The following is a 21,608-nucleotide window of genomic DNA, read 5'->3' as shown; positions in this document are numbered from 1 at the left end:
ATTTATGAAAAAATTTAAATTACTAGTACTTGTTTCCCTATTTCCAATAATAGGTTTTGCGCAAGAAAACAGACCTCGTGAGTGTAAAGCAGATGAAATGATGAAAAAACATTTTGAACTGCACCCTAAATCTAAGGCTGAATATGAAAATTTTGAGAAATACACCCAAAATTTCGTAAAGAAAATGGGTTCAGCCAAAAACTCATTGAATAATAGGGTCAGCAATCCAACCTACATCATCCCTGTGGTTTTTCATGTGTATGGAGAATCTCAAAGTAATGTAAAAGTAAATTACCAAAAAGTAGTTGACTTACTGGAACAAATCAACTTAAATTTCAATGGAATTAACACGGATTCAAATACTGTGGATCCTGATTTCCAATCTATCAGAGCAGCATTAAGTATTGAATTCCGATTAGCTAAAATTGATCCAACCGGAAAAGCAACAAGCGGAGTGGTATTTCACCCTTTCAAAGGTGGATATGGCAACGGAGGTGGATATGATGCACAAATTGGCACAGATGCATGGGATAATACAAAGTATATGAATGTGTATATTCAAAATGACCTATATGCTAATAAAGATTTATATCAATCAGGAGTTGCCTGGTATCCGGATTCATACATGACTTCAGTAAATACAGCCAGAGTTGTTTATAATGGACGTTATATATTTAATGCTGCAGGAACAGTGGCTTCAAACGAGTTTTCTGATACATTTACTCACGAATTCGGGCATTGGTTAAATCTTCAACACACATTTAATGTTCCATGTTCAACTGCAAACCCAACTAATGATGGTGATGGAGTTGCTGACACCCCTGTAGAAAATACTTCTTCCGGATTAGGATGTTCAGCTGGAAACAATTGTCTTGGACAAAAAGTAAACGTTGAAAACTATATGGGATACAATGGTTCTTCCGGTTGTTATAAAATGTTTACCAATGGACAGGTTAACAGAATGCTGGCAGCATTAAACCATCCTTCGCGAATGAATTTATGGCAGCCTGCTAACTTAGCCGCTACCGGAGTTGCCAATACTCCACCTAGATTAACCCTTAGCAACAGTACATTTACAGAGAACTTAAACAATAATGGAGCCGTGTCATTAGATGGAACAGTAGCATCTGTCCCTACATCAACGATTACGCTAAAGGGAGCTACATTTGCCGTTCCCAATGGAACAACTCTTACTGCAGGAACACATTTCACTTCTTCATTACCAGCAGGACTAACAGCAGCTATAGCGGTTACAAGCCCTACTACTGCTACACTTAGCATAAATGGTGCGGCAACCAGTCATCCTAAAAGTCAGGTCCTGAATTCATCAATTACATTCCTGAATCCGGCTATAACAGGAGGCGTAACTTCATTAGGATCAACGACAGCTCTGGCATTAACTTTTTCTTACAAAGATCCTTATAAAATAGTTACAGGAACTCCTCTGGAAAGTTATGCCAACCCAACACCAACAACAGTAACCACCAACTCAGGGGCAACTTGGAAATATTTTATCATTAACCCGGAGCTTAGTGATGATGCAGGGTATGGCACCTGGTACTATGGAGCCAATCAATTAAAATTGGAAACCTATTGGAAAGGATTAGTTTGCCAGACAGGAACACGAAATATCAGTTTAATTCCGGCTTGCACCACTATAACTAATGCAAATAATATAGGTTACCCAATTGGTACTCCCGGACAACTTGACGTGTACACTCCTACATACACTAACTGGTCTGGCCAAACCGCTTATGTTGGTTTTAGAAACCAATTCGAGGGCTACAATATTAACGGCTATTTCAAACTGACTGTTGGGGCCAATGGTTCAGGTTATTCTGTAACTGCGTTTGGATACAATACACAACCAAATGGCAGTATTACAACCCCTTGTGCATTATCATTATCCACTGCAGACGTTGATACAATAAACTCAGAAACTTCTATCTATCCAAATCCGGTTTCTGATGTATTAAATATTAAAACAAAAGGTGAAATTAAGTCAATTTCTGTTTATGATATGTTTGGAAGAAAAATGAATGCTAAAGTTATGGGTGAGAAGGTTGATGTTAAACACTTCCTAAGCGGAACTTATTTAATTGATATTGAAACTTCTTTAGGGAAATCTTCCCAAAAATTCATTAAAAAATAGGATCAAACGGTAACCTATGGACAATATTCTGGCGGCGGTGGTCTGCAACACCATCAACCTGCTGATTATTACTTCAAAGCAGTTACAGATTGGTTTAAAATTTTTTAAATAACAAAACACTTTTCTCAGAAATATGAATAACAGTTTACTATTCATATGCAGTTGATTGGGCTTCATTGTAAGCCCAATTTTTTATTCTATTTATGAGCAGTTCTTCATTTATTTGTGTACTTTTATTCTGTAATTACAATTCCAATGCATTATAAAAACGACACCATCATCATCCGTGAATTTACACCTGAAGAATTTCCTTTGTTTTCCACTCTTTTTGAAAATGAGAATGTTACCCGCTATCTGCCTTATAAAACTCCTGAAGAATATAAGGAAATGTTTGACAAAGCAGTGGCAGATTATAAAGAAGGACCATTCAGCAGATGGGGAATATTCGACACTCAAAATAACGATTTTGTAGGAATGTGTCTGGCCAGAATCTTCCTTGATAATCCCGATCAGCTGGAAATAGGATATACTTTGGGTGATAATTATTGGGGAAAAGGCCTTGGAACTGAAGTTTGTAAAGCCCTTGTTGATTATTGTTTATCATTAAATCATCAGAAAGATATCGTTGCTGTAACCGATCTTGATAATATAGGTTCTCAGAAAGTTCTTCTGAACAACAACTTTAAGAGAATTGAAAACCTAAAACGGGAAGATAGGGAGCTGGCTTACTTTATATTACAGAAATAGTAAACATCTCTGATCCTTAGAACCGGAGGTCCGCAAATTCCCCTCCATTGGAGGGGTGGCGAAAATTCAAAGAATTTTTGACGGGGTGGTTATCTTTCACTGCATATTTCACAGATCTACACAGATGATTGTATATATTCTTTCCTTTAGGTTATACAAAGCAATCAATAAAAATCTTTGATTTTTAAAGCTTCAGTGTACTTCTCAACAGCCTACCTGTCACTTAAAATATACTTAAATGTTTTTTTAATCTTTTGTGACTTTTTTGGTTGAAATACATCAAAGCCTTCCACAGAAAACATTTCATTTATCAGATATTTATCATAACTTGCAGAAATTATGATGTCAAAACGTTGCAAATACGCGCTTAAAGCAATGGTCAGATTAGCAAGGAATTATAACCAGGGCTTTCTGCCAACCTCTGTTATTGCACAAGACGAGAACATCCCCAAAAAATTTCTTGAACAAATCCTTCTTGAACTTAAAAGAGCCAAACTTGTCAACAGTAAACAGGGTAAAGTAGGAGGGTACTATTTACTGAAATCACCCGATGAAGTTTCACTAGCAGATATTTACCGCATTTTTGACGGTCCAATTGCATTAACCCCATGTGTCTCTTTAAACTTTTACGAGGCCTGTGATGATTGTGTGGATGAAGCAGTCTGTTACCTAAGAAAAGAATTAATGATCGTTCGTGAAAAGACCAGAACAAGCATGATGGAGGCTACTCTGACTAAGTTTATTACTCAAGAATAAAATTTTTTTATTTAAATTCTACTATTTTGATAGGAGTTATAGAATTTTGTATATATTTGCAGGACTTAAATCTCAATTCAAAATGGAAAACAGTCTGAAAAATGAATACGAAAACCTTTTGAGAGAAGCTACTGAAGCTTCTTTTCAAACTAATGGACTGCAATTACTGGCTGAAAGATTTCCGGATAAAGTGATCTTTTCAACCAGCTTCAGTTACGAAGATCAGGTGATCACTCATCTGATAAAAGATTTAAATATTGAAATTTTTACTCTGGATACAGGAAGACTTTTTGAGCAGACCTACGAAACCTGGACTTCCACAAAAGCTTTCTTCAAAAAGAACATCAAAGCCTATTATCCGGATATGGAAGAGCTCAGAGAATTTGTAACAGAAAACGGTCCTGATTCTTTTTATCAGTCTGTTGAAAAGAGGAAAGCGTGCTGTACCATCCGTAAGGTTCATCCATTAAAAAAAGCACTGGAAGGTTATAAAGTATGGATTACCGGTCTTAGATCCGAACATTCCCCAAACCGGCAGAATATGCCCCAGCTGGAGTGGGATCAGGATAATCAGATCATAAAATTCCATCCCATCCTTCACTGGACGACAGAACAGGTGGCAGAATATGTAAAAAAACATCATTTACCCTACAATTACCTTCACAAGAAAGGATTTGTAAGCATAGGATGTGAACCATGTACCAGAGCGATCAAAGAAGGGGAAGATTTCAGGGCAGGCCGATGGTGGTGGGAAGATGCCAATAAAAAAGAATGCGGTCTGCATATTCATCAATAAAAAAGAAAAACATGTCAATACAGCAGTTAAACTATTTAGATCAGTTAGAAGCCGAATCTATTTATATATTAAGAGAAGTAGCAGGTCAATTTGAACGTCCGGCATTATTATTCAGTGGAGGAAAAGACAGTATTGTGCTGGCTCACCTGGCAAGAAAAGCTTTTTTTCACGGAAAAATCCCGTTTACGTTTGTTCATGTGGACACCGGGCACAACTTTCCGGAAGTATTGGATTTCCGTGATCAGCTGGTAAAGCAGCTAGATGTTACTTTGGCAGTAAGAAAAGTGGAAGACACTATCAAAAGTAAAAAACTAACCGAGGCTAAAGGTAAATTCCCAAGCAGAAACTGGCTGCAAACCTACACTCTTCTTGATACCATTGAAGAATTTGAATTTGATGCCTGTATCGGAGGAGCCAGAAGAGATGAAGAAAAAGCCCGCGCCAAGGAAAGAATATTTTCAGTTCGTGATGAATTCGGACAATGGGATCCTAAACTTCAGCGTCCTGAGTTGTGGAATATTTTTAATGGAAAAATCCACAAAGGAGAAAATGTAAGAGTTTTCCCTATCAGCAACTGGACAGAACTCGATATCTGGAATTATATCCGAAGAGAAAAAATTGAACTTCCTTCTATTTATTTCTCGCATGAAAGGGAAGTGGTAGATTTTAACGGCCAGTGGCTTGCCAATTCTTCACATGTTGTATTAGAACCTGAAGACATCATCGCTACCAAAAAAATACGCTACCGTACCGTTGGAGATATGACCTGTACCGCAGCAGTAGAGTCCAATGCGGTCACAATAGATGCCGTCATTGAAGAAATTGTAGCAACCAGAATTTCAGAACGCGGCGAAACAAGAATTGACGACAGAGTGACAGAAGCCGCTATGGAGGACAGAAAAAAAGGAGGCTATTTTTAATCAATGATAAAAGATAATTAATCAATGATTACACAAAGTATTTCATCAATTATCATTTATCACTTATCATTTATAATTAAAATCGTATGGATATATTAAGATTTATAACAGCAGGAAGCGTTGATGATGGCAAAAGTACCCTTATCGGCAGACTGCTTTACGATAGCAAAAGTATTTTACAGGACCAGTTGGAAGTCCTTGAAAAACATTCAAAAAATAAAAATGAAGACGGAGTAGACCTTGCCCTTTTAACGGATGGTCTTCGCGCAGAAAGAGAACAGGGAATCACCATTGATGTTGCTTACCGTTATTTTTCAACCGCAAAAAGAAAATTTATCATCGCTGATGCACCCGGCCACGTGCAGTATACGCGTAATATGATTACCGGAGCATCAAACTCTGATCTGATGGTTATCCTGATCGATGCAAGGAAAGGCGTGATTGAACAAACCAGAAGACATTCTATTATCGCTTCTTTATTACAATTAAAGAAAGTGGCTGTAGCCATCAATAAAATGGATATGGTAGATTATTCGGAAGAAGTTTTTGAATCTATTAAATCTGAATATTCAAAAATTGCAGAAAATCTGGGATTAAACGATGTCACTTATTTTCCGATCTCAGCATTGAAAGGAGACAATATCGTTTCAACATCTACCAGAACAGACTGGTACGAAGGAAATTCACTTCTTGAATATCTTGAAGAAGTAACCCTGAATGAAGAAAAAAACAACGGAAACCGTTTTCAGGTTCAGTATGTAATTCGCCCTCAGACCGAAGAACTGCATGATTACAGAGGATACGCCGGACAAATATTAAGTGGAAAATTCACAAAAGGAGACAAAATCCATATTCTTCCGGCAGATCTGACCACTGAAATTACTAAAATTGAGATCAATGGTATTGAAAAAGAGGAAGCTTTTGAAGGACAGCCTGCAGTGATCCATCTTGCTCATGATTTAGATGTCAGCAGAGGAGATATTTTTGTCACGGAAGAACAGATTCCGTCCGTTGAAAAAGACCTGGAAGTTCTCTTATGCTGGCTTGATCAGAAACCTTTACAACCGGGGAATAAATACCTTCTGCAGCAGAACAGCAGACTTGTGAAAGCAATTGTAAAAGAGGTAGATTACAAAATCAATGTCAACACCCTGATCCAGGAACAGGCAGACAGCGAAATTAAACTGAACGAAATTGTAAAAGTTACCCTGCGAACGGCACAGCCTTTGGTCTATGACAGCTTTACCAATAATAAAACAACGGGCTCTGCCATTTTGGTGGATGAAACGTCCAATTCAACGGTAGCAGCCTGTATAATTCAATAGAAAAAATGGCAATTTCCGATCACTTAATAGAAAGAATTCATCAGACCAAACAAAATAGTAATCATGGATTCTTTGATAAGATAAAGACTAAAAGATGGGTTAAGGATTTGTATGAAACACTTTTCCTTCCTCAGAATGATAATACTGAAGATCAGCTTAAAAGAAATTTTGAAGCATTGCGGGAAACTCTTTCAGAACAGATCAATACCGTAACAGGTGATCAGGACAGTACTGAGAAACAGGTGAATCAGTTTTTTGAATCTCTGCCTGACCTTTATGATCAGTTGGTACTGGATGCAAAATCTATTGTAGAATTTGATCCCGCGGCCGATTCTCTGGAAGAAGTCTATCTGGCATATCCCGGCTTTTTTGCCACTTATGTCTATCGTATTTCACACCAGTTGTGGAGTCAGAAAGTGAAAATAGTACCGCGTGTCATTTCAGAGTATGCTCACAGCAAGACAGGAATTGATATTCACCCGGGAGCTACCATCGGAAAGTCTTTTTTTATTGACCATGGGACAGGAATTGTGATCGGGGAAACAACAGTCATTGGAAATAATGTCAAAATCTATCAGGGAGTTACCCTCGGAGCCTTGAATGTTTCCAAAGAAAAAGCTCACCAGAAAAGGCATCCCAATATTGAAGATGATGTGATTATCTATTCTGGAGCAACCATTTTGGGAGGCGAAACTACCATAGGCAGAGAAAGCATTATCGGAGGAAATGTCTGGATAACACAGGATGTTCCTGCCAATTCACTCGTTTACCACAAAAGTGAAATAAAAATAAAGGATAATACTTCATTACCGGAATCATTAACCTTTGTCATTTAAAAAAACAAAAAAATAAATTGATATGAGATTTCAGAACGCATTAGAAACGATTGGAAATACTCCCGTCGTAAAAATTAATAAATTATTCAATTCAGATCATGAAATCTGGATTAAACTTGAAAAAAGCAACCCTGGCGGAAGCATTAAAGACAGAATTGGCCTGGCCATGATTGAAGATGCAGAAGCCAAAGGATTACTAAATAAAGACAGCACCATCATAGAACCTACCAGTGGAAATACAGGAATAGGTCTGGCCCTGGTAGCAGCTGTAAAAGGATACAAACTCATTCTTGTCATGCCGGAAAGCATGAGTATAGAACGCCGCAAAATTATGGAAGCTTACGGTGCAGAATTCGTGCTTACTCCACGAGAAAAAGGAATGAAAGGCGCTATCGAGAAAGCTAATGAATTGGCTCAGGACACTCCTAATTCATGGATTCCAAGACAGTTTGATAACCCTGCCAACGTAAAAGTCCATGTTGAGACTACTGCTCAGGAAATTTTAAAAGACTTCCCGGATGGGCTCGACTATATTATTACCGGAGTAGGAACCGGAGGACATATCACCGGAATTGCAAAAGCAGTAAAGGAAAAATACCCAAACGTAAAAGTATTCGCCGTAGAACCGGAATTATCTCCTGTTTTAAGCGGAGGAAGCCCGGCACCACACCCACTACAGGGGCTAGGAGCTGGATTTGTTCCTTCCATTCTGGATATAACTCTTTTAGACGGCGTGATTACCGTAGGGAAGGAAGAAGCTTATGAATACGCCCTCAATGCCGCTAAAAAAGAAGGCCTTTTTGTGGGAGTTTCTACCGGAGCCGCTTTAGCAGCCATCGCAAAACAGTTACCTGAAATACCATCTAACGCTAAAATCCTGACGATTAATTACGATACCGGAGAAAGGTATCTGTCTGTGGAAGGACTCTTCTAAATCCTTAATTAACATCTACTTCAATGAAAACAAATATAAAATCACCAAAGGTTTACCTTATCGGTGCAGGGCCCGGCAACCCTGAACTGATCACTGTAAAAGCAGTAAAAGCGATCGCAGAAGCAGACGTCATTTTATGTGACCGCCTTGTAAGTCCTGAAATTCTGGAAACATACGTCAATGAAAATACAGAAATCATCTATGTAGGGAAAGAATGTAGCAAAAATGCTTCCACCCCTCAGTCTCATATCAATACATTGATGGTGGAATATGCCCGTCAGAATAAAACCATTGTAAGGCTGAAAGGAGGAGATGTTTCCATATTTTCCAATATTCTGGATGAACTGCAGGCTTTAAAGCAAAATCATATTCCTTACGAGATCATTCCGGGAATTACAGCAGCTTTAGGAGCAGCAGCATTTGCAGGGATGCCTTTAACAGCAAGAGGATATTCTACATCCGTTCGTTTTCTGACCTATTATAAATCAGAAATTGTAACTGAAGAATACTGGAAAGAACTTGCTTTTACTAATGATACTCTTGTTTTCTACATGTCCAAAGGAAATCTTACTCCTCTTGTAGAAAAACTTATACAGCTAGGGATTTCAAGTGATAAAAAAATTGCAGTCATTGAACAGGCCACAACGCCTTATCAAAAGGTGTACACTTCCTCATTTGATGATTTTAACGAAAAATTCGGAGATAAAGTCTTTGCATCACCTTCTTTGGTTGTGGTTGGCAAGATTGTCAATCTGCACGAAGAGTTTTCATGGCTTGAAAATGCAGAACAGGAAGGTCTTTACTTCAAATCAGTGGAAAACGGAAGTCTAATCCCTACAACTCAAAATTTCTTTGAATATGCTGTCTGAAACAAAATTAAATGTATTAAAACAAATCTCCGGAGACCTTTCCCGAGATGAAGCCATCTGGGCAAGCGGATATCTTGCAGGCATTGCCGGAGGAACTTCGCTGACCGCCGCACTACCGCCACAGCAACTCAATAACAGCACTCAAAATGCCGTAAAAAAAATAACGCTGGCTTACGGAACAGAAACCGGAAACAGCAAAAAACTGGCTACAGCATTGGCAGGTATCGTGAAGAAAAAAGGACTTCAGGTTAAGCTTGCTGACCTTTCTCAATACAAACCAAAAGATCTGGCTAAAGAAGAATTCTTTTTCGTAGTCATCAGTACACAGGGAGAAGGAGAACCACCAGCTCTTGCCAAAAAATTCTACGATTATATTCATGAAAATGAAATCAATCTCAGCGGACTGAAATATGGAGTACTGGCCTTGGGAGACAGCAGTTATCCTCTGTTCTGCCAAACCGGAGAAGATGTAGATTCACGTTTTGAAATATTAGGCGCTCAACGCATCATTCCATTAAAAAAATGTGATATTGATTACGAGCAGGAAGCTTCCCATTGGATAGAGCATGTATTCGACACCGTTAATAAAAATGCTGGTCAGAGTACAAAAAATGTTGCAGCACCAAAGATTACTTCCGGTAGAAAGAAATATCATGGGAAAGTTTCGGCTATCATTAATCTGAACGATATTACTTCTGAAAAAGAAACGTATCATATTGAAATTGAAACTGAAGAAGCACTTGTCTATCAACCAGGAGCAGCTTTGGGAGTTATTCCGTTCAATTCAAAACCAGTAGTGGATGAAATTATTACGCTGACAGGAATTGATCCTCAAAAACAAATAGAAACATCAAAGGTTACAGCTTCTGTTGAAGAACTGCTGTACAAGCATCTTAACATCAGCTATTTACTCAAATCTGTTGTTGCTCAATATGCAAAAATAACGGGACATTCCATCCCGGAAGTGAGACTCAGCCTTCTTGATCTCCTCAGAATTTATCCCGTAAAAAATGCAGATGAATTTGAAGAAATCCTACAGATAGTAACCGCCCAGGCACCGCGTCTGTACTCAATTTCTTCGTCGCTGGAAGCTCATGGTGACACGGAAATTCATATTACGGTTGCGAGATCAGAATTCTTTATCGATCATCAGAAACATAATGGTTTATGCAGTGGCTTTCTGAGTGAATTCAAAGAAGGAGAAGAGGTGGAGTTTTATATTCAGGATGCAGGACACTTCAAACTGCCGGAAGCCGATAAAGATATTATCATGATAGGACCGGGAACAGGTATTGCACCTTTCAGGTCTTTTCTTTGGGAACGTGATGCAACGGGTGCGGAAGGAAGAAACTGGTTGTTTTTCGGGGACAGGAATTTTGTTTCAGATTTTCTTTACCAGGCTGAACTTCAGGATTTCCTTAAAACAGGCAGCTTAACGCATTTAGACCTTGCTTTTTCCAGGGATACAAATGAAAAAGTATATGTTCAGCACAGGCTGGAGCAAAAATCTCAGGAAATATTTTACTGGTTGGAAGGAGGCGCATCAGTATACGTATGTGGCGCTAAAGAACCGATGGCCCGTGATGTGGAACAAACACTTCTGACCATTATTCAGAATGAAGGAAAACGCAGCAAAGAAGATGCTGTAAACTATCTGGAAGAAATGGAGCTTGACGGCAGATATGCCAAAGATGTTTATTAAACGAAGTAAAGAAGTATTCGTAAAAAATTAAAGGAAATAATTATGAACAACAATAAAGAAAACCTTTCACCGGTAGAAAGGATTAAAACCAGCAGTAACGGGCTCAGAGGATCTTTAAAAGAGAGCCTTGCTGATCAATTTACCGGAGCTATCCGGGAAGATGACCAAACTTTGATCAAATTCCATGGAATGTACCAGCAGGACGACAGAGACCGAAGGGAAGAGCGTGTCTCCAAAAAACTGGAATGGCTATATTCCTACATGATCAGATTAAGGCTTCCCGGCGGCTTTTTAACTCCGGAACAATGGGTAGGATTGAATGAAACGGCCGAAGATCACTCAACAGGAACCATCAAAGTAACGACAAGACAAACGATTCAGCTGCATGGTATTTTAAAATCTCATTTAAGACCTACCATTCAGAGCTTCAATCTTCAGTATCTGGATTCTATTGCAGCCTGTGGAGATGTCAACAGAAATGTTACCTGTACAGCCAATCCTTCAGAATCCCCTTTACAGCAGGAAGCTTACGAACTGGCAGGGAAAATCAGTGAAATGTGTCTTCCAAAAACCAAATCTTACTACGATATCTGGATTGATGACGAACTTTTGGTTGATCGTAAAGCAGAAGAAGATCCATTATATCAGGACAGATATCTTCCAAGAAAACTGAAAATAGGAATTGCTGTTCCGCCCAATAATGATGTAGATGTATTTATCAATGATATTGCACTGATCGCAATTATTGAGAATGATAAAATTGTGGGTTACAATATTGCTGCCGGAGGAGGATTGGGAGCCACCCACGGTAATGAAGCCACTTATGCCCGTCTTGCATCCATCCTTGGATTTGTGGATACGGAAGAAAAAGTATTGAAGGCCGTCTACGAAATCATCACGGTTCAAAGAGACTTCGGAAACAGAAGCGACCGTAAATTATCAAGATTAAAATATACCATTGATAAATTGGGTATCGACCAGTACAGAGCTGAAGTAGAAAAAAGAACAGGATTCAGTTTCGAACCGGCCCGCGAATTTAAGTTTGAACAGAGAAAAGACCGTTATGGCTGGATTCAGAATCACGAAGGAAAATGGTTTTATACCGTATTTGTAGAGCACGGAAGAATTCTTAACACAGAGGAATATCCTTTAAAATCAGGATTATTAAAAATCGCACAAACGGGAAAAGCTAATTTCCGTTTTACCTGCAACCAGAACCTTATTCTGGCTGATATTGATGAAAAAGATAAGATTGAAATTGAAGATATTTTAAAAGAATACGGAATCTTTAATTATACAAACGGTGCAAGTGCCTTACGTAAAAATTCTGTTGCCTGCGTAGCTTTAAACACCTGTTCACTCGCTTTAGCAGAAGCTCAGCGTTATCTGCCTTCTCTGGTCACAAAAATAGAACCTATTCTTGAAAAATATGGCCTTTTGGAAGAAGATATCACGATCCGTATGACCGGCTGCCCAAATGGCTGCGGAAGATCTCCCAATGCTGAAATCGGATTTGTGGGAACAGCCTATGGGAAATATAATCTCCACATCGGAGGAGACCGTCTGGGAATGCGACTGAATACAAAATTTAAAGAAAATATTGGTGAAGAAGAAATTCTGACCACACTGGATGAACTTTTCGGAATTTATGTACAGAAAAGACTTACAGAGGAAACATTTGGTGATTTTTCATACCGTTACTTACACACCTTAAATTAATTATATGGCTAATTTTCATTATGATCTGAAAAAAAACAAAAACAATCAACCTCTTCTTTTAGGCAGACGAATGTGTATGTGTTGTTGATTCTTAAATAACAATACATAAAAAGCTGTTTCAACTTTTTGAACTATGAGGAAAAGTTAATACGACATCCTGTCATTGCGAACATAAGGCAAAGCAATTTCAGCATGATATTAACGGCATAAACCACCCCGTCAAAAATTCATTGAATTTTTGCCACCCCTCCTGTGGAGGGGAATTTTAAGCCCTTCAATTGTAACATAAAACGATATTGAAAATTTTCATCATTAAAGGTAAAAGTTCAGACAGCTTCATTCTCAATCTAAAAAATGAAGAAAAAATGAAAAACAAAAAGCAGGGAAATTTTCTACCTAAAGCAGGCATTATAGCATTTACATTTCTATTTTTTAACCTGGCAGAAGCACAGCAGCAGCTTATAGAGCTTAGCGGAAGCATCAAAAATACAGGAACACATAAAGGTCTCGATTCTGTAAAAGTCCAGATCGAAAATACACAGGACACCGTATTAACCGATCAATCGGGTAATTTTAAGCTCAGAACAAGAGTTACTATTCCATTCAGAGTGGTTATTCAGAAAGACGGGTTCAGCAGCCAGACGGTTGAAATTCTTTCTCCTTCCAACAAAATAACAATAGGGCTGAACCCTCAGAATACCATCATTGATGATGTCGTGATTTCAGCTTCCAGAGTTCCGGAAAAAATATTAAGATCTCCGATTGCGATTGAAAAAATTGATATCAAAACGATCAGGGAAAGTCCGGCAGCATCATTTTATGAAACGCTGGAAAACGTAAAAGGGTTACAGCTTTTAACCTCCAGTCTTACCTTAAAAATTCCTAATTCAAGAGGATTTAACTCACCTAATAATTTTCGTTTTATGCAGTTGGTAGATGGTGTAGATGTACAGTCTGCAACGCTGGGAGTTCCTTTGGGAAATGCAATAGGACCTACCGAACTGGATATCCAGTCGATGGAAGTAACCCCGGGAGCCGCTTCAGCACTGTACGGAATGAATGCCATTAACGGACTGGCGAGTTTACAGACGAAAGATCCGTTTACTTCTGAAGGAATAAGTGTTTATTTCCGTGGCGGAGTGAATCATGTGGACAATGTCAATCATAAAATAAGTTCTCTGGGAGAAAGTGCCATCCGCTTTGCAAAAGTGTTCAATAGAAACTTTGCAGTAAAGGTGAATGCTTCGTATTTCAGTGGAACAGACTGGATTTCCAACAATCTTACTGATCAGAATTCCGGTTCATCGGTAACAGCCAATCCTAATTTTTCGCTGGCCAATAATCCGGCTGAAGACCTTTGGAATAAATATGGTGACGAAAGAAACAACCGTGTTGCCGTAAAAGTGGATTACAACGGTAAACCTACTACATTCAACGTTTCCAGAACAGGATATCTTGAGAAAGATCTTGTGAGTCCTGATGTGAAGAATATCAAATTCGATGCAGGATTATATTACCGTTTCGGAGATCAGTGGAGAACTTCTTATGTGTATCGGTACGGCTTGCTGGACGGAACTTTCCAGAGAGGAAATAAAATCCGCTTGCAGAACGCTACGGTTCAGAACCATAAAGTAGAACTGACAGGAAGAGAATTAACCTTCAGAGCTTATGTATCTATTGAAAATACAGGAGATTCTTATAACCTGAAACCTTTGGCAGACAATCTGGACCTTACGAATCTTTCCAATACCAACTGGAAAAATATATTTCAGACTGCTCTTCAGAACAGCTTAAATGCTGGAACCAATCTTAATGACGCATTTATTCTCGCCCGTCAGGAAGCCGATAAAAACAGGGCAGTCCCCGGAACCGCAGCCTTTGAACAGTTAAAAAATACCATTATCGGAATCAATAACTGGGATTCAGCCAATGCAGGAATTGCAGGAGCTCCGGCAACAGGAGGAGCAAAGCTTGAACAGAAATCCCGGTTTTATCAGGGTGAACTTACCTATGATTTCAGCAGATTTGTGAAAATTTTCAGCCTTCTGGCTGGTGTAGATTACCGACTGTACAGCATTACTCCGGATGGAAATAACTTTGTTGATTTCAACCGTCCTGTGAGTGAAAGAAATATTCCTTTAGCCAACGGTACATTCGGGAAAGATGTTATCTATCAGAAATATGGAGCTTTTGCACAGATTACCAAGCTTTTCTTTGATGATAAATTAAAAATCAATGCCGCATTACGTATCGACAGAAACCCGGAGTTTGAAGCAAAGCTGAATCCAAGAATCAGTGTGGTGTATTCTCCTGTTAAAGAGCATAACTTCAGGGCGTCTTTTCAAAACGGATATCGTTTCCCTTCGTTATTTGAAGCACTTTCTTTCGTGAATAACGGGAATGTAAGAAGAGTAGGAGGGCTTTCAAAAGTAAATGACGGATTAGGCTATCTTGAAAATTCTTATACACTGGCTTCTATTGACCGGTTCACCTCAGCGGTAAATGCAGATGTGGATGCAGGAAAAACCCAAAGCCAGGCTGCTCAGGATAATAAACAGCTTTTAACGGTAGCCAGTTTACAAAAACTACAGCCGGAAAAAATCAATTCATTTGAAGTAGGATATAATTCTGTGTTTTTCAATAACAAACTGGTGCTGGACTGGGATTTCTATTACAACATCTACGAAGGATTCCTGGGACAGGTAGAAGTGGCAGTTCCAAAAAACAGCCAGGTGGGAAGCAATGCAGCCGTACTTGCAATGCTCGACAGAAGTAAACAGGACAGATACAGGGTTTATACCAATAGTAACAGCACTTACAAAAGTTATGGAACCTCTTTAGGAATCCGATATAATATTACCGGAAACTATAATGTGAACACCAATGTTTCCTATAATGATCTTGCTTCCAATAATAATTCAGATCTGTTTATCACAGCTTTCAACACTCCAAAATGGATGGTGAATGTAAGTGTAGGAAACAGAGAGATTGTTAAAAACATAGGTTTTACCCTTGTGGCAAGATGGCAGAGCGGTTTTATGTGGGAAAGTCCTTTAGCATCAGGATCAATTCCTGCTTATTATACGATTGATGCACAGGCAACATGGAAACTCCCTGAAATTCATGCAAATATTAAAATTGGAGCCACCAATTTGCTTAACCGCCGTTATTTCCAGTATGCAGCGGGCCCAGAAATCGGAGGACTATATTATCTCGCTTTTACTTATGACTTAAAACTGTAATCAGGATGAGCAATTCTCTATATCCCATATTTTTAAAACTTGAAAACCTGTCACTGCTGATCATCGGCGGTGGCAAGGTTGCCCTTGAAAAACTGGAGTCGGTACTTGGAAACTCTCCGGATACTTCCATCAAACTGGTGGCTAAAGAAATTATTCCTGAAGTCAGAACCCTGCAACATGAATTTTCTAATCTAACCCTGCATGAAAGAGGCTATGATGATTATGATTTTAATGATGCAGATCTTGCGATTATTGCAGTAAATGATATTGAACTGGCAGGAGAAATCAAAGAAAAAGCCCAGCAAAAAAATGTATTGGTGAATATTGCTGACAAGCCTGATCTGTGTGACTTTTATTTAGGTTCCATTGTCAAAAAAGGAAGCCTCAAAATTGCTATTTCTACCAACGGAAAATCTCCGACTATCGCCAAGAGATTAAGGGAAACCTTTACCGAAGTCATTCCTGACGAAATGGATCATGTGTTGGATAATATGCAGCATATCCGAAACAAACTGACGGGAGATTTCAATTATAAAGTGAAGGAACTCAACAAAATCACTACGGAATATCTGTCCGATGGAAAAGTTTCTTTAAAACCGGATATGGAAATTGAAAAACTGATTAATATTACCAAAATAGCCCAAAGAAAAGCCAATATTTACCTTGCAATCATTGGTGTTTTACTTCTTTTCGGGTTATTTGGACTTGTAGTGTATCAGTTTAGTCTTGCAGGTGATATCCAGTATTTTCTGAATAAGGATGGACATATTTTTTACTGGATGCTATTTGCAGGTTTTATGGCGGAAATTGTCGCCGGATCCATGGGAATGGGCTATGGGGTGATTTGTACCACCATTCTTCTACTGCTGAATGTTCCACCTCCTGTTGTGAGTGCGAGCATCCACTCTGCAGAATCGTTTACCACAGCAGCAGGAAGTTTCAGCCATTACAAACTGGGAAATGTCAATAAGAAAATGGTGTGGGTGTTATTCCCGCTGGCTATTATAGGTTCTGTTATCGGTGCATTGACGCTGTCTCACTATGGGGAACATTATGCTCATATTGTAAAACCTGTTATTGCCTGCTACACATTATACCTTGGGATTAATATATTAAGAAATGCATTTAAAGATAAAAAATCAGGGCAAACAAAAACCAAACGCAGAACCAATCTCAGAATATTAGGATTGGCAGGAGGTTTTATTGATTCCTTTGCTGGCGGTGGCTGGGGACCTTTGGTAACCGGAACACTGATCAAAGAGGGAAGGATCCCCCGTTATGTCGTGGGAAGTTCCACTGTAGCCAAGTTTTTACTGACCGTAACAAGTGCGATAACATTTATTTTCACTATTGGAATTCATCACTGGAATATTGTTTTGGGACTTTTACTGGGTGGTGTTTTTACAGCTCCGTTTTCTGCGATGCTTACTGCAAAACTTCCAACAAAGAAAATGTTTGTTGTGGTAGGAATGGTAGTTATTGCCATGAGTCTCATCACGATAACAAAATCAATTTTATCATAAAAACTGATCATAATAAACCTTAGGGAAAAAGTGTGCTTTAATTAAACGCAAAGATTTTAATGTTTTACTTTAATTTGAGGAATCAAAGGGGGAAAAAATTCATGATATCGTCTATTGACACTATCATTACTCATTTTTAGTAAAAATCTGAAACCATTAAAACTTTGCGTTTTTTTTGAATGCTTTTATATAAAATGTTTTTGGAAACGCAAAGGCGCAACATGATTAAAAAAGGCTGCTATAAGGCGCAAGGATTTTATCTTCGATAAAATTAAATACAGGATATCTTAGTCTCTCAACAATTATTTAGATTTAGCAATTGATTGTTTTAAGTGGTGTATAGTTCAAAGCTTCATCAACGACACAGTCGTAATCTTTGCTCACTTTAATAAAAAGCTTACATCTTTAAATTTTGCGTTTTACTTTTGCATAGTCTAAAGAAATTTAAATACATTATATCATTGTCCGCTTTTATTTTTCAAGTTCACGAATTACCACTTTAGCCATTTCTTTAGAGCTGAACGGATTTTGTCCCGTGATCAAATTACCATCCACCACAACATTGGAAGTCATCGGAATAAAAGCTTTTTTATAATATACATCCCGTTCTTTAAGAGCTGCTTCAAGATTAAAAGGAACTTCATTTTTCCTTCTTGCCAAAGTTTCTTCAAACCAGTCAAATCCAGTGATATTTTTACCTTTGATCATGTATTCTCCATCAGAAAGCTTTACGTTCAATAATCCTCCAACTCCATGACAGATCGCTGCGACCATTTTATTATTTTCATATTGGTTTCTTAGTATAATCTGTAGAGTTGTATTGTCAGGAAAGTCATACATTGTTCCATGCCCTCCAGCCAAATAAATGCAGTCGAAAGATTCACTCTTTACCTCATTGAGACTTTTTGTATGTGTTAGTTCATTCATAAACCCTGGATTTTCATAATATTTTTTTGAAATTTCATCAAGGACCAGAGGTTTAAGGCTTTCCGGATCAACAGGAGTATTTCCGCCTTTAGGAGAAGCTATGGTAATCTGCCATCCTTTTTCCCTTGCTGCATGATAAATATGGGTAAGTTCACTCAGCCATAAACCGGTTTTAAAGTTACCGCTGGCATATTGATCTACATTCGTTACGATTAGTAATATTTTTTTCATCATGCTACTATTAATTAAAAGATTTTCTGAATTCTAAAGGTGAAACAGTGGTTTGGTTTTTAAATAAACGGTGAAAAGACTGCGGGTGTTCAAATCCTAAATTATAAGCAATCTCAGAAACAGACAGTGTGGTGGTGGATAGCAGTTCTTTTGCCTTTTCTATTACTCTGTTCTGGATATGCTGCTGGGTAGTCTGTCCTGTATGAACTCTTAGCATATCGCTCAAATAATTGGGACTGATATTCATCTGCGTCGCCACAAACTGTACAGTAGGAATGCCATTAATCAATAAGTTTTCATCTTTAAAATAATCATCGAGAAGATTTTCCAGCTGGCTTAAAAGATCATGATTCACCTTTTTTCGGGTTAAAAACTGGCGGTTGTAGAATCTGTCGCAGTATTTTAACAGCAAATCGATATTGGATACCAGTAAATCCTGGGTGAAACCATCCATATTAGCTTCTATCTCCCTGCTGATATTGTCCATAATATCCGTTACGGATTTTTCTTCCTTTTCGGAGAGATACAAAGCTTCATTTGCAGTATAGGAGAAGTAGCCATAATCTTTTATTATGGAAGCTAACGGATATCCCTGCAGAAAGTCAGGGTGAATAACCAGCACGCTTCCTCTTACTTCAGAAAGCAGAATATCTTCAAACTGTAATACCTGGTGGGGAGCAATGAAATACATAATACCATCTTCGAAATCATAATAATGCTGTCCGTATTTACATCTGCCTGCACAGTCTTTTTTAATGGAAACTACATAAAAATCCGTAGTCACCGAACTTAAAATAGTTTCAGGATCAATATTCACTTCATTAAAATCAAAGACACTGATCAAAGGGTTGGAAGGCCTTTTTAGATTCAGGTATCTGTGTAATGCGGTGATGGAGTTTACTTTTTCCGGAGCTTTCATTTTATTTCTTTTTTACCACCCCGTCAAAAATTCTTTGAATTTTCGCCACCCCTCCGAAGGAGGGGAATATTTTGCCCTTCGGTTGTGGTATTGTTATTTCTAAGTTACTTATTTTAACGAAATTATTTTGCTGATTGCTGTTCTTTTTTGATCTTCTCAATTCCTTCTCTGTAAGTCGTTACCGTAAATTCCGGAAATCTCTTTCTGAATTTTGAGTCATCAAAAAGATTGTCATATTGGTATCTCGGAAGCAGTTCCAGTAATTCTTTTGCATTTTTGTTGAATAAAGATCCTATTGTAAAAAACAGTTTCGGAATTACGGAATACCTGAATTCTTTTCCATAGATCTGAGAAGCCAAAGCAATAAATTCTTTATAATTCAGCTTATGATCATCTACCGGTAAATGCCATGTCTGTCCGTAGGCATCGGGTGTATTTCCGATCAAAGCAGTCGCACGGCTGGCATCAGGTGTCCAGATCAGGCTTCGCACTTTATCATTTCTTAAAGGAACTTTGAGTTTCTTTTCTTCTTTAATAGCATTAAAAATAAGGCTATTGGTAATACTCTGCGTTTTTCCGGGACCATAAAATTCAGGAGCTCTGCAGATAACAGCTTCTATGGTTCCGGCTTTCATTTCTTTTAAAAGCATGTCTGTCATTTGCTTTCTTACCATTCCTTTTCTTCCCACAGGAGCAAATCCGGTTTGTTCCGTTAACACTTGATTATTCTGAGGATACATATAGGTATTATCAAAAAACACCAGTTTGGTTCCGTTGATTTTACAGGCTTCAATAACATTTTTCATAATGTTCAGAAACTGTTTTTCCCATAAATCCGTATCCATAGGAAGGCCAAGGGTAAAATAAGCGATTTCACTTCCTTTCACGGCTTCTATTGCTTTTTCTCTATCTGATAAATCTGCTGAGAAAACAGTATCTGTATCATTTACTTTTTTAGCGTTTCTGCTGACAATACGGATGTCTGAAGTATAATTTCTTTTCAGTTCTCTTGCCAGTTCTTCACCAATCTGTCCATTGGCACCTAATATAGTTTGCATTGTTTTCTATTTTTCGGGTTATGTATTGCATTGAAAATAAACAGGATATTTTAGCTGCTTTTATTTATGATACAAAATTCGGGCATAATTATAAAAACAGAGTAGCTTAATCCATGGAAGTTGTAACATAATCTCTGAAAACGCAAAAATCCGGAAAAATATATAGACTTTCTTTGCATTCAATTAATATTTATTTTTTCATATCTTTAATAATCAAACCTTTAAGCTTATGAAAATTAGTACAGGGATTTTGCTCTTTAAAAAAGATAAAGACAGTCTGTATTACTTTCTGGTTCATCCCGGTGGGCCTTTCTGGAAAAATAAAGACCTCGGAGCATGGTCTATTCCAAAAGGAGAGATGCTTCCAGATGAAAATTCATTGGATCGTGCATTAACGGAATTTAAAGAAGAAACAGGAAAAACAGCGGAAGGAAACTTTATTGAATTATCACCTATTAAGCAAAAAGGTGGGAAAATAGTTTATGCATGGGCTTTGGAAGGAGATATTGACACTTCAGATCTTTACAGCAATACCTTTTCATTAGAATGGCCACCCAAATCCGGCAAAATAATAGAAATTCCTGAAGTAAATCAATGGGAATGGTTCTCTTCGGAAGAAGCACAACAACGGATCAATGCTGCACAGAAAGGTTTCATTACAGAACTTGAAAACATAGTAAACAAACAATAACACCTTAAAACAAAGACCATGAAAAAATTAAACAGAAAAACATTGAAAAACATCATTGGAGAAATCGGTATTGAACTTAATCTCCCTCTTCCTGTAGGCGTTTGCCTTGGAAACCTGCTTTCCCTATGCCCGCCTCATTCTCATTGCCGGGCAGATGAAAGATGCTATCCTGATGCTGCGGGGCCCTGTATCAACGGGCTGTGTCCCTCAGGCTATCACTGCCATTCAGGAGAATGTGTAAGATAGTATATCAAAAAGAAA

The 21,608-nt window shown here is 38.2% G+C and carries 18 protein-coding genes; 15 read left to right on the top strand and 3 right to left on the bottom strand.

What is annotated here, in order from left to right:
• Positions 1–4: 4 nt before the first annotated feature.
• From ACLMCG_RS01350 to ACLMCG_RS01290, 13 genes are all read left to right on the top strand, one after another.
• Entirely contained in the window at positions 5–2,152 is a 2,148-nt protein-coding gene (locus tag ACLMCG_RS01350; RefSeq protein ID WP_413958488.1) for a zinc-dependent metalloprotease, read from the top strand.
• A 255-nt stretch (positions 2,153–2,407) separates the two neighbouring features.
• Positions 2,408–2,899 (top strand): GNAT family N-acetyltransferase, encoded by a 492-nt coding sequence (locus ACLMCG_RS01345; protein WP_413958487.1) that lies wholly within the window; start codon positions 2,408–2,410, stop codon positions 2,897–2,899.
• Positions 2,900–3,238: 339 nt separating this feature from the next.
• On the top strand, positions 3,239–3,655 hold the full coding sequence (locus ACLMCG_RS01340) for an RrF2 family transcriptional regulator (RefSeq protein ID WP_213279538.1): 417 nt from the start codon (positions 3,239–3,241) through the stop codon (positions 3,653–3,655).
• A gap of 82 nt (positions 3,656–3,737) precedes the next feature.
• On the top strand, positions 3,738–4,451 hold the full coding sequence (locus tag ACLMCG_RS01335; RefSeq protein WP_413958486.1) for a phosphoadenylyl-sulfate reductase: 714 nt from the start codon (positions 3,738–3,740) through the stop codon (positions 4,449–4,451).
• A gap of 11 nt (positions 4,452–4,462) precedes the next feature.
• Positions 4,463–5,371, top strand: coding sequence for a sulfate adenylyltransferase subunit CysD (cysD, locus tag ACLMCG_RS01330; protein ID WP_413958485.1), 909 nt, complete (start codon positions 4,463–4,465; stop codon positions 5,369–5,371).
• 86 nt (positions 5,372–5,457) lie between these two features.
• Positions 5,458–6,696, top strand: a complete 1,239-nt coding sequence (locus ACLMCG_RS01325) for a sulfate adenylyltransferase subunit 1 (protein ID WP_413958484.1) — start codon at positions 5,458–5,460, stop codon at positions 6,694–6,696.
• A gap of 5 nt (positions 6,697–6,701) precedes the next feature.
• Positions 6,702–7,532, top strand: coding sequence for a serine O-acetyltransferase EpsC (epsC, locus tag ACLMCG_RS01320; protein WP_413958483.1), 831 nt, complete (start codon positions 6,702–6,704; stop codon positions 7,530–7,532).
• Between the two features lie 22 nt (positions 7,533–7,554).
• Positions 7,555–8,466 carry a cysteine synthase A gene (gene cysK, locus ACLMCG_RS01315; RefSeq protein WP_413958482.1) on the top strand — a complete coding sequence of 304 codons (912 nt, stop codon included), beginning with the start codon at positions 7,555–7,557 and terminating at the stop codon, positions 8,464–8,466.
• A 23-nt stretch (positions 8,467–8,489) separates the two neighbouring features.
• Complete coding sequence (gene cobA, locus ACLMCG_RS01310; protein ID WP_413958481.1) at positions 8,490–9,335, top strand: uroporphyrinogen-III C-methyltransferase; 846 nt, start codon at positions 8,490–8,492, stop codon at positions 9,333–9,335.
• Positions 9,325–11,037, top strand: a complete 1,713-nt coding sequence (locus ACLMCG_RS01305) for a sulfite reductase flavoprotein subunit alpha (protein WP_413958480.1) — start codon at positions 9,325–9,327, stop codon at positions 11,035–11,037. Before cobA ends, ACLMCG_RS01305 begins: the two co-directional genes overlap by 11 nt.
• Before the next feature lie 42 nt (positions 11,038–11,079).
• Entirely contained in the window at positions 11,080–12,756 is a 1,677-nt protein-coding gene (locus ACLMCG_RS01300) for an NADPH-dependent assimilatory sulfite reductase hemoprotein subunit (RefSeq protein WP_413958479.1), read from the top strand.
• A gap of 365 nt (positions 12,757–13,121) precedes the next feature.
• Positions 13,122–15,998 carry a TonB-dependent receptor gene (locus ACLMCG_RS01295; RefSeq protein ID WP_413958478.1) on the top strand — a complete coding sequence of 959 codons (2,877 nt, stop codon included), beginning with the start codon at positions 13,122–13,124 and terminating at the stop codon, positions 15,996–15,998.
• Between the two features lie 5 nt (positions 15,999–16,003).
• Positions 16,004–17,521, top strand: a complete 1,518-nt coding sequence (locus ACLMCG_RS01290) for a TSUP family transporter (RefSeq protein WP_413958477.1) — start codon at positions 16,004–16,006, stop codon at positions 17,519–17,521.
• A 471-nt stretch (positions 17,522–17,992) separates the two neighbouring features.
• Here the strand turns inward: ACLMCG_RS01290 and ACLMCG_RS01285 are convergent, their stop codons facing one another.
• From ACLMCG_RS01285 to ACLMCG_RS01275, 3 genes are all read right to left on the bottom strand, one after another.
• Positions 17,993–18,679 (bottom strand): type 1 glutamine amidotransferase domain-containing protein, encoded by a 687-nt coding sequence (locus ACLMCG_RS01285; RefSeq protein WP_413958476.1) that lies wholly within the window; start codon positions 18,677–18,679, stop codon positions 17,993–17,995.
• 10 nt (positions 18,680–18,689) lie between these two features.
• Entirely contained in the window at positions 18,690–19,598 is a 909-nt protein-coding gene (locus ACLMCG_RS01280) for a helix-turn-helix domain-containing protein (protein WP_413958475.1), read from the bottom strand.
• Positions 19,599–19,720: 122 nt separating this feature from the next.
• A complete protein-coding gene (locus ACLMCG_RS01275; protein WP_413958474.1) occupies positions 19,721–20,656 on the bottom strand; it encodes an NAD-dependent epimerase/dehydratase family protein in 936 nt (311 codons plus the stop codon).
• A 229-nt stretch (positions 20,657–20,885) separates the two neighbouring features.
• Between ACLMCG_RS01275 and ACLMCG_RS01270 the strand changes: the two genes are divergently transcribed.
• Positions 20,886–21,347 (top strand): NUDIX hydrolase, encoded by a 462-nt coding sequence (locus ACLMCG_RS01270; RefSeq protein WP_413958473.1) that lies wholly within the window; start codon positions 20,886–20,888, stop codon positions 21,345–21,347.
• Between the two features lie 18 nt (positions 21,348–21,365).
• A complete protein-coding gene (locus ACLMCG_RS01265; RefSeq protein WP_047423096.1) occupies positions 21,366–21,593 on the top strand; it encodes a hypothetical protein in 228 nt (75 codons plus the stop codon).
• Positions 21,594–21,608: the final 15 nt, after the last annotated feature.

The sequence above is a fragment of the Chryseobacterium sp. S90 genome, assembly GCF_047444895.1.
Taxonomy (GTDB): domain Bacteria; phylum Bacteroidota; class Bacteroidia; order Flavobacteriales; family Weeksellaceae; genus Chryseobacterium.
Note: the sequence above shows the minus strand (reverse complement) of the source record. Positions and strands in the feature narration are given on the sequence as shown.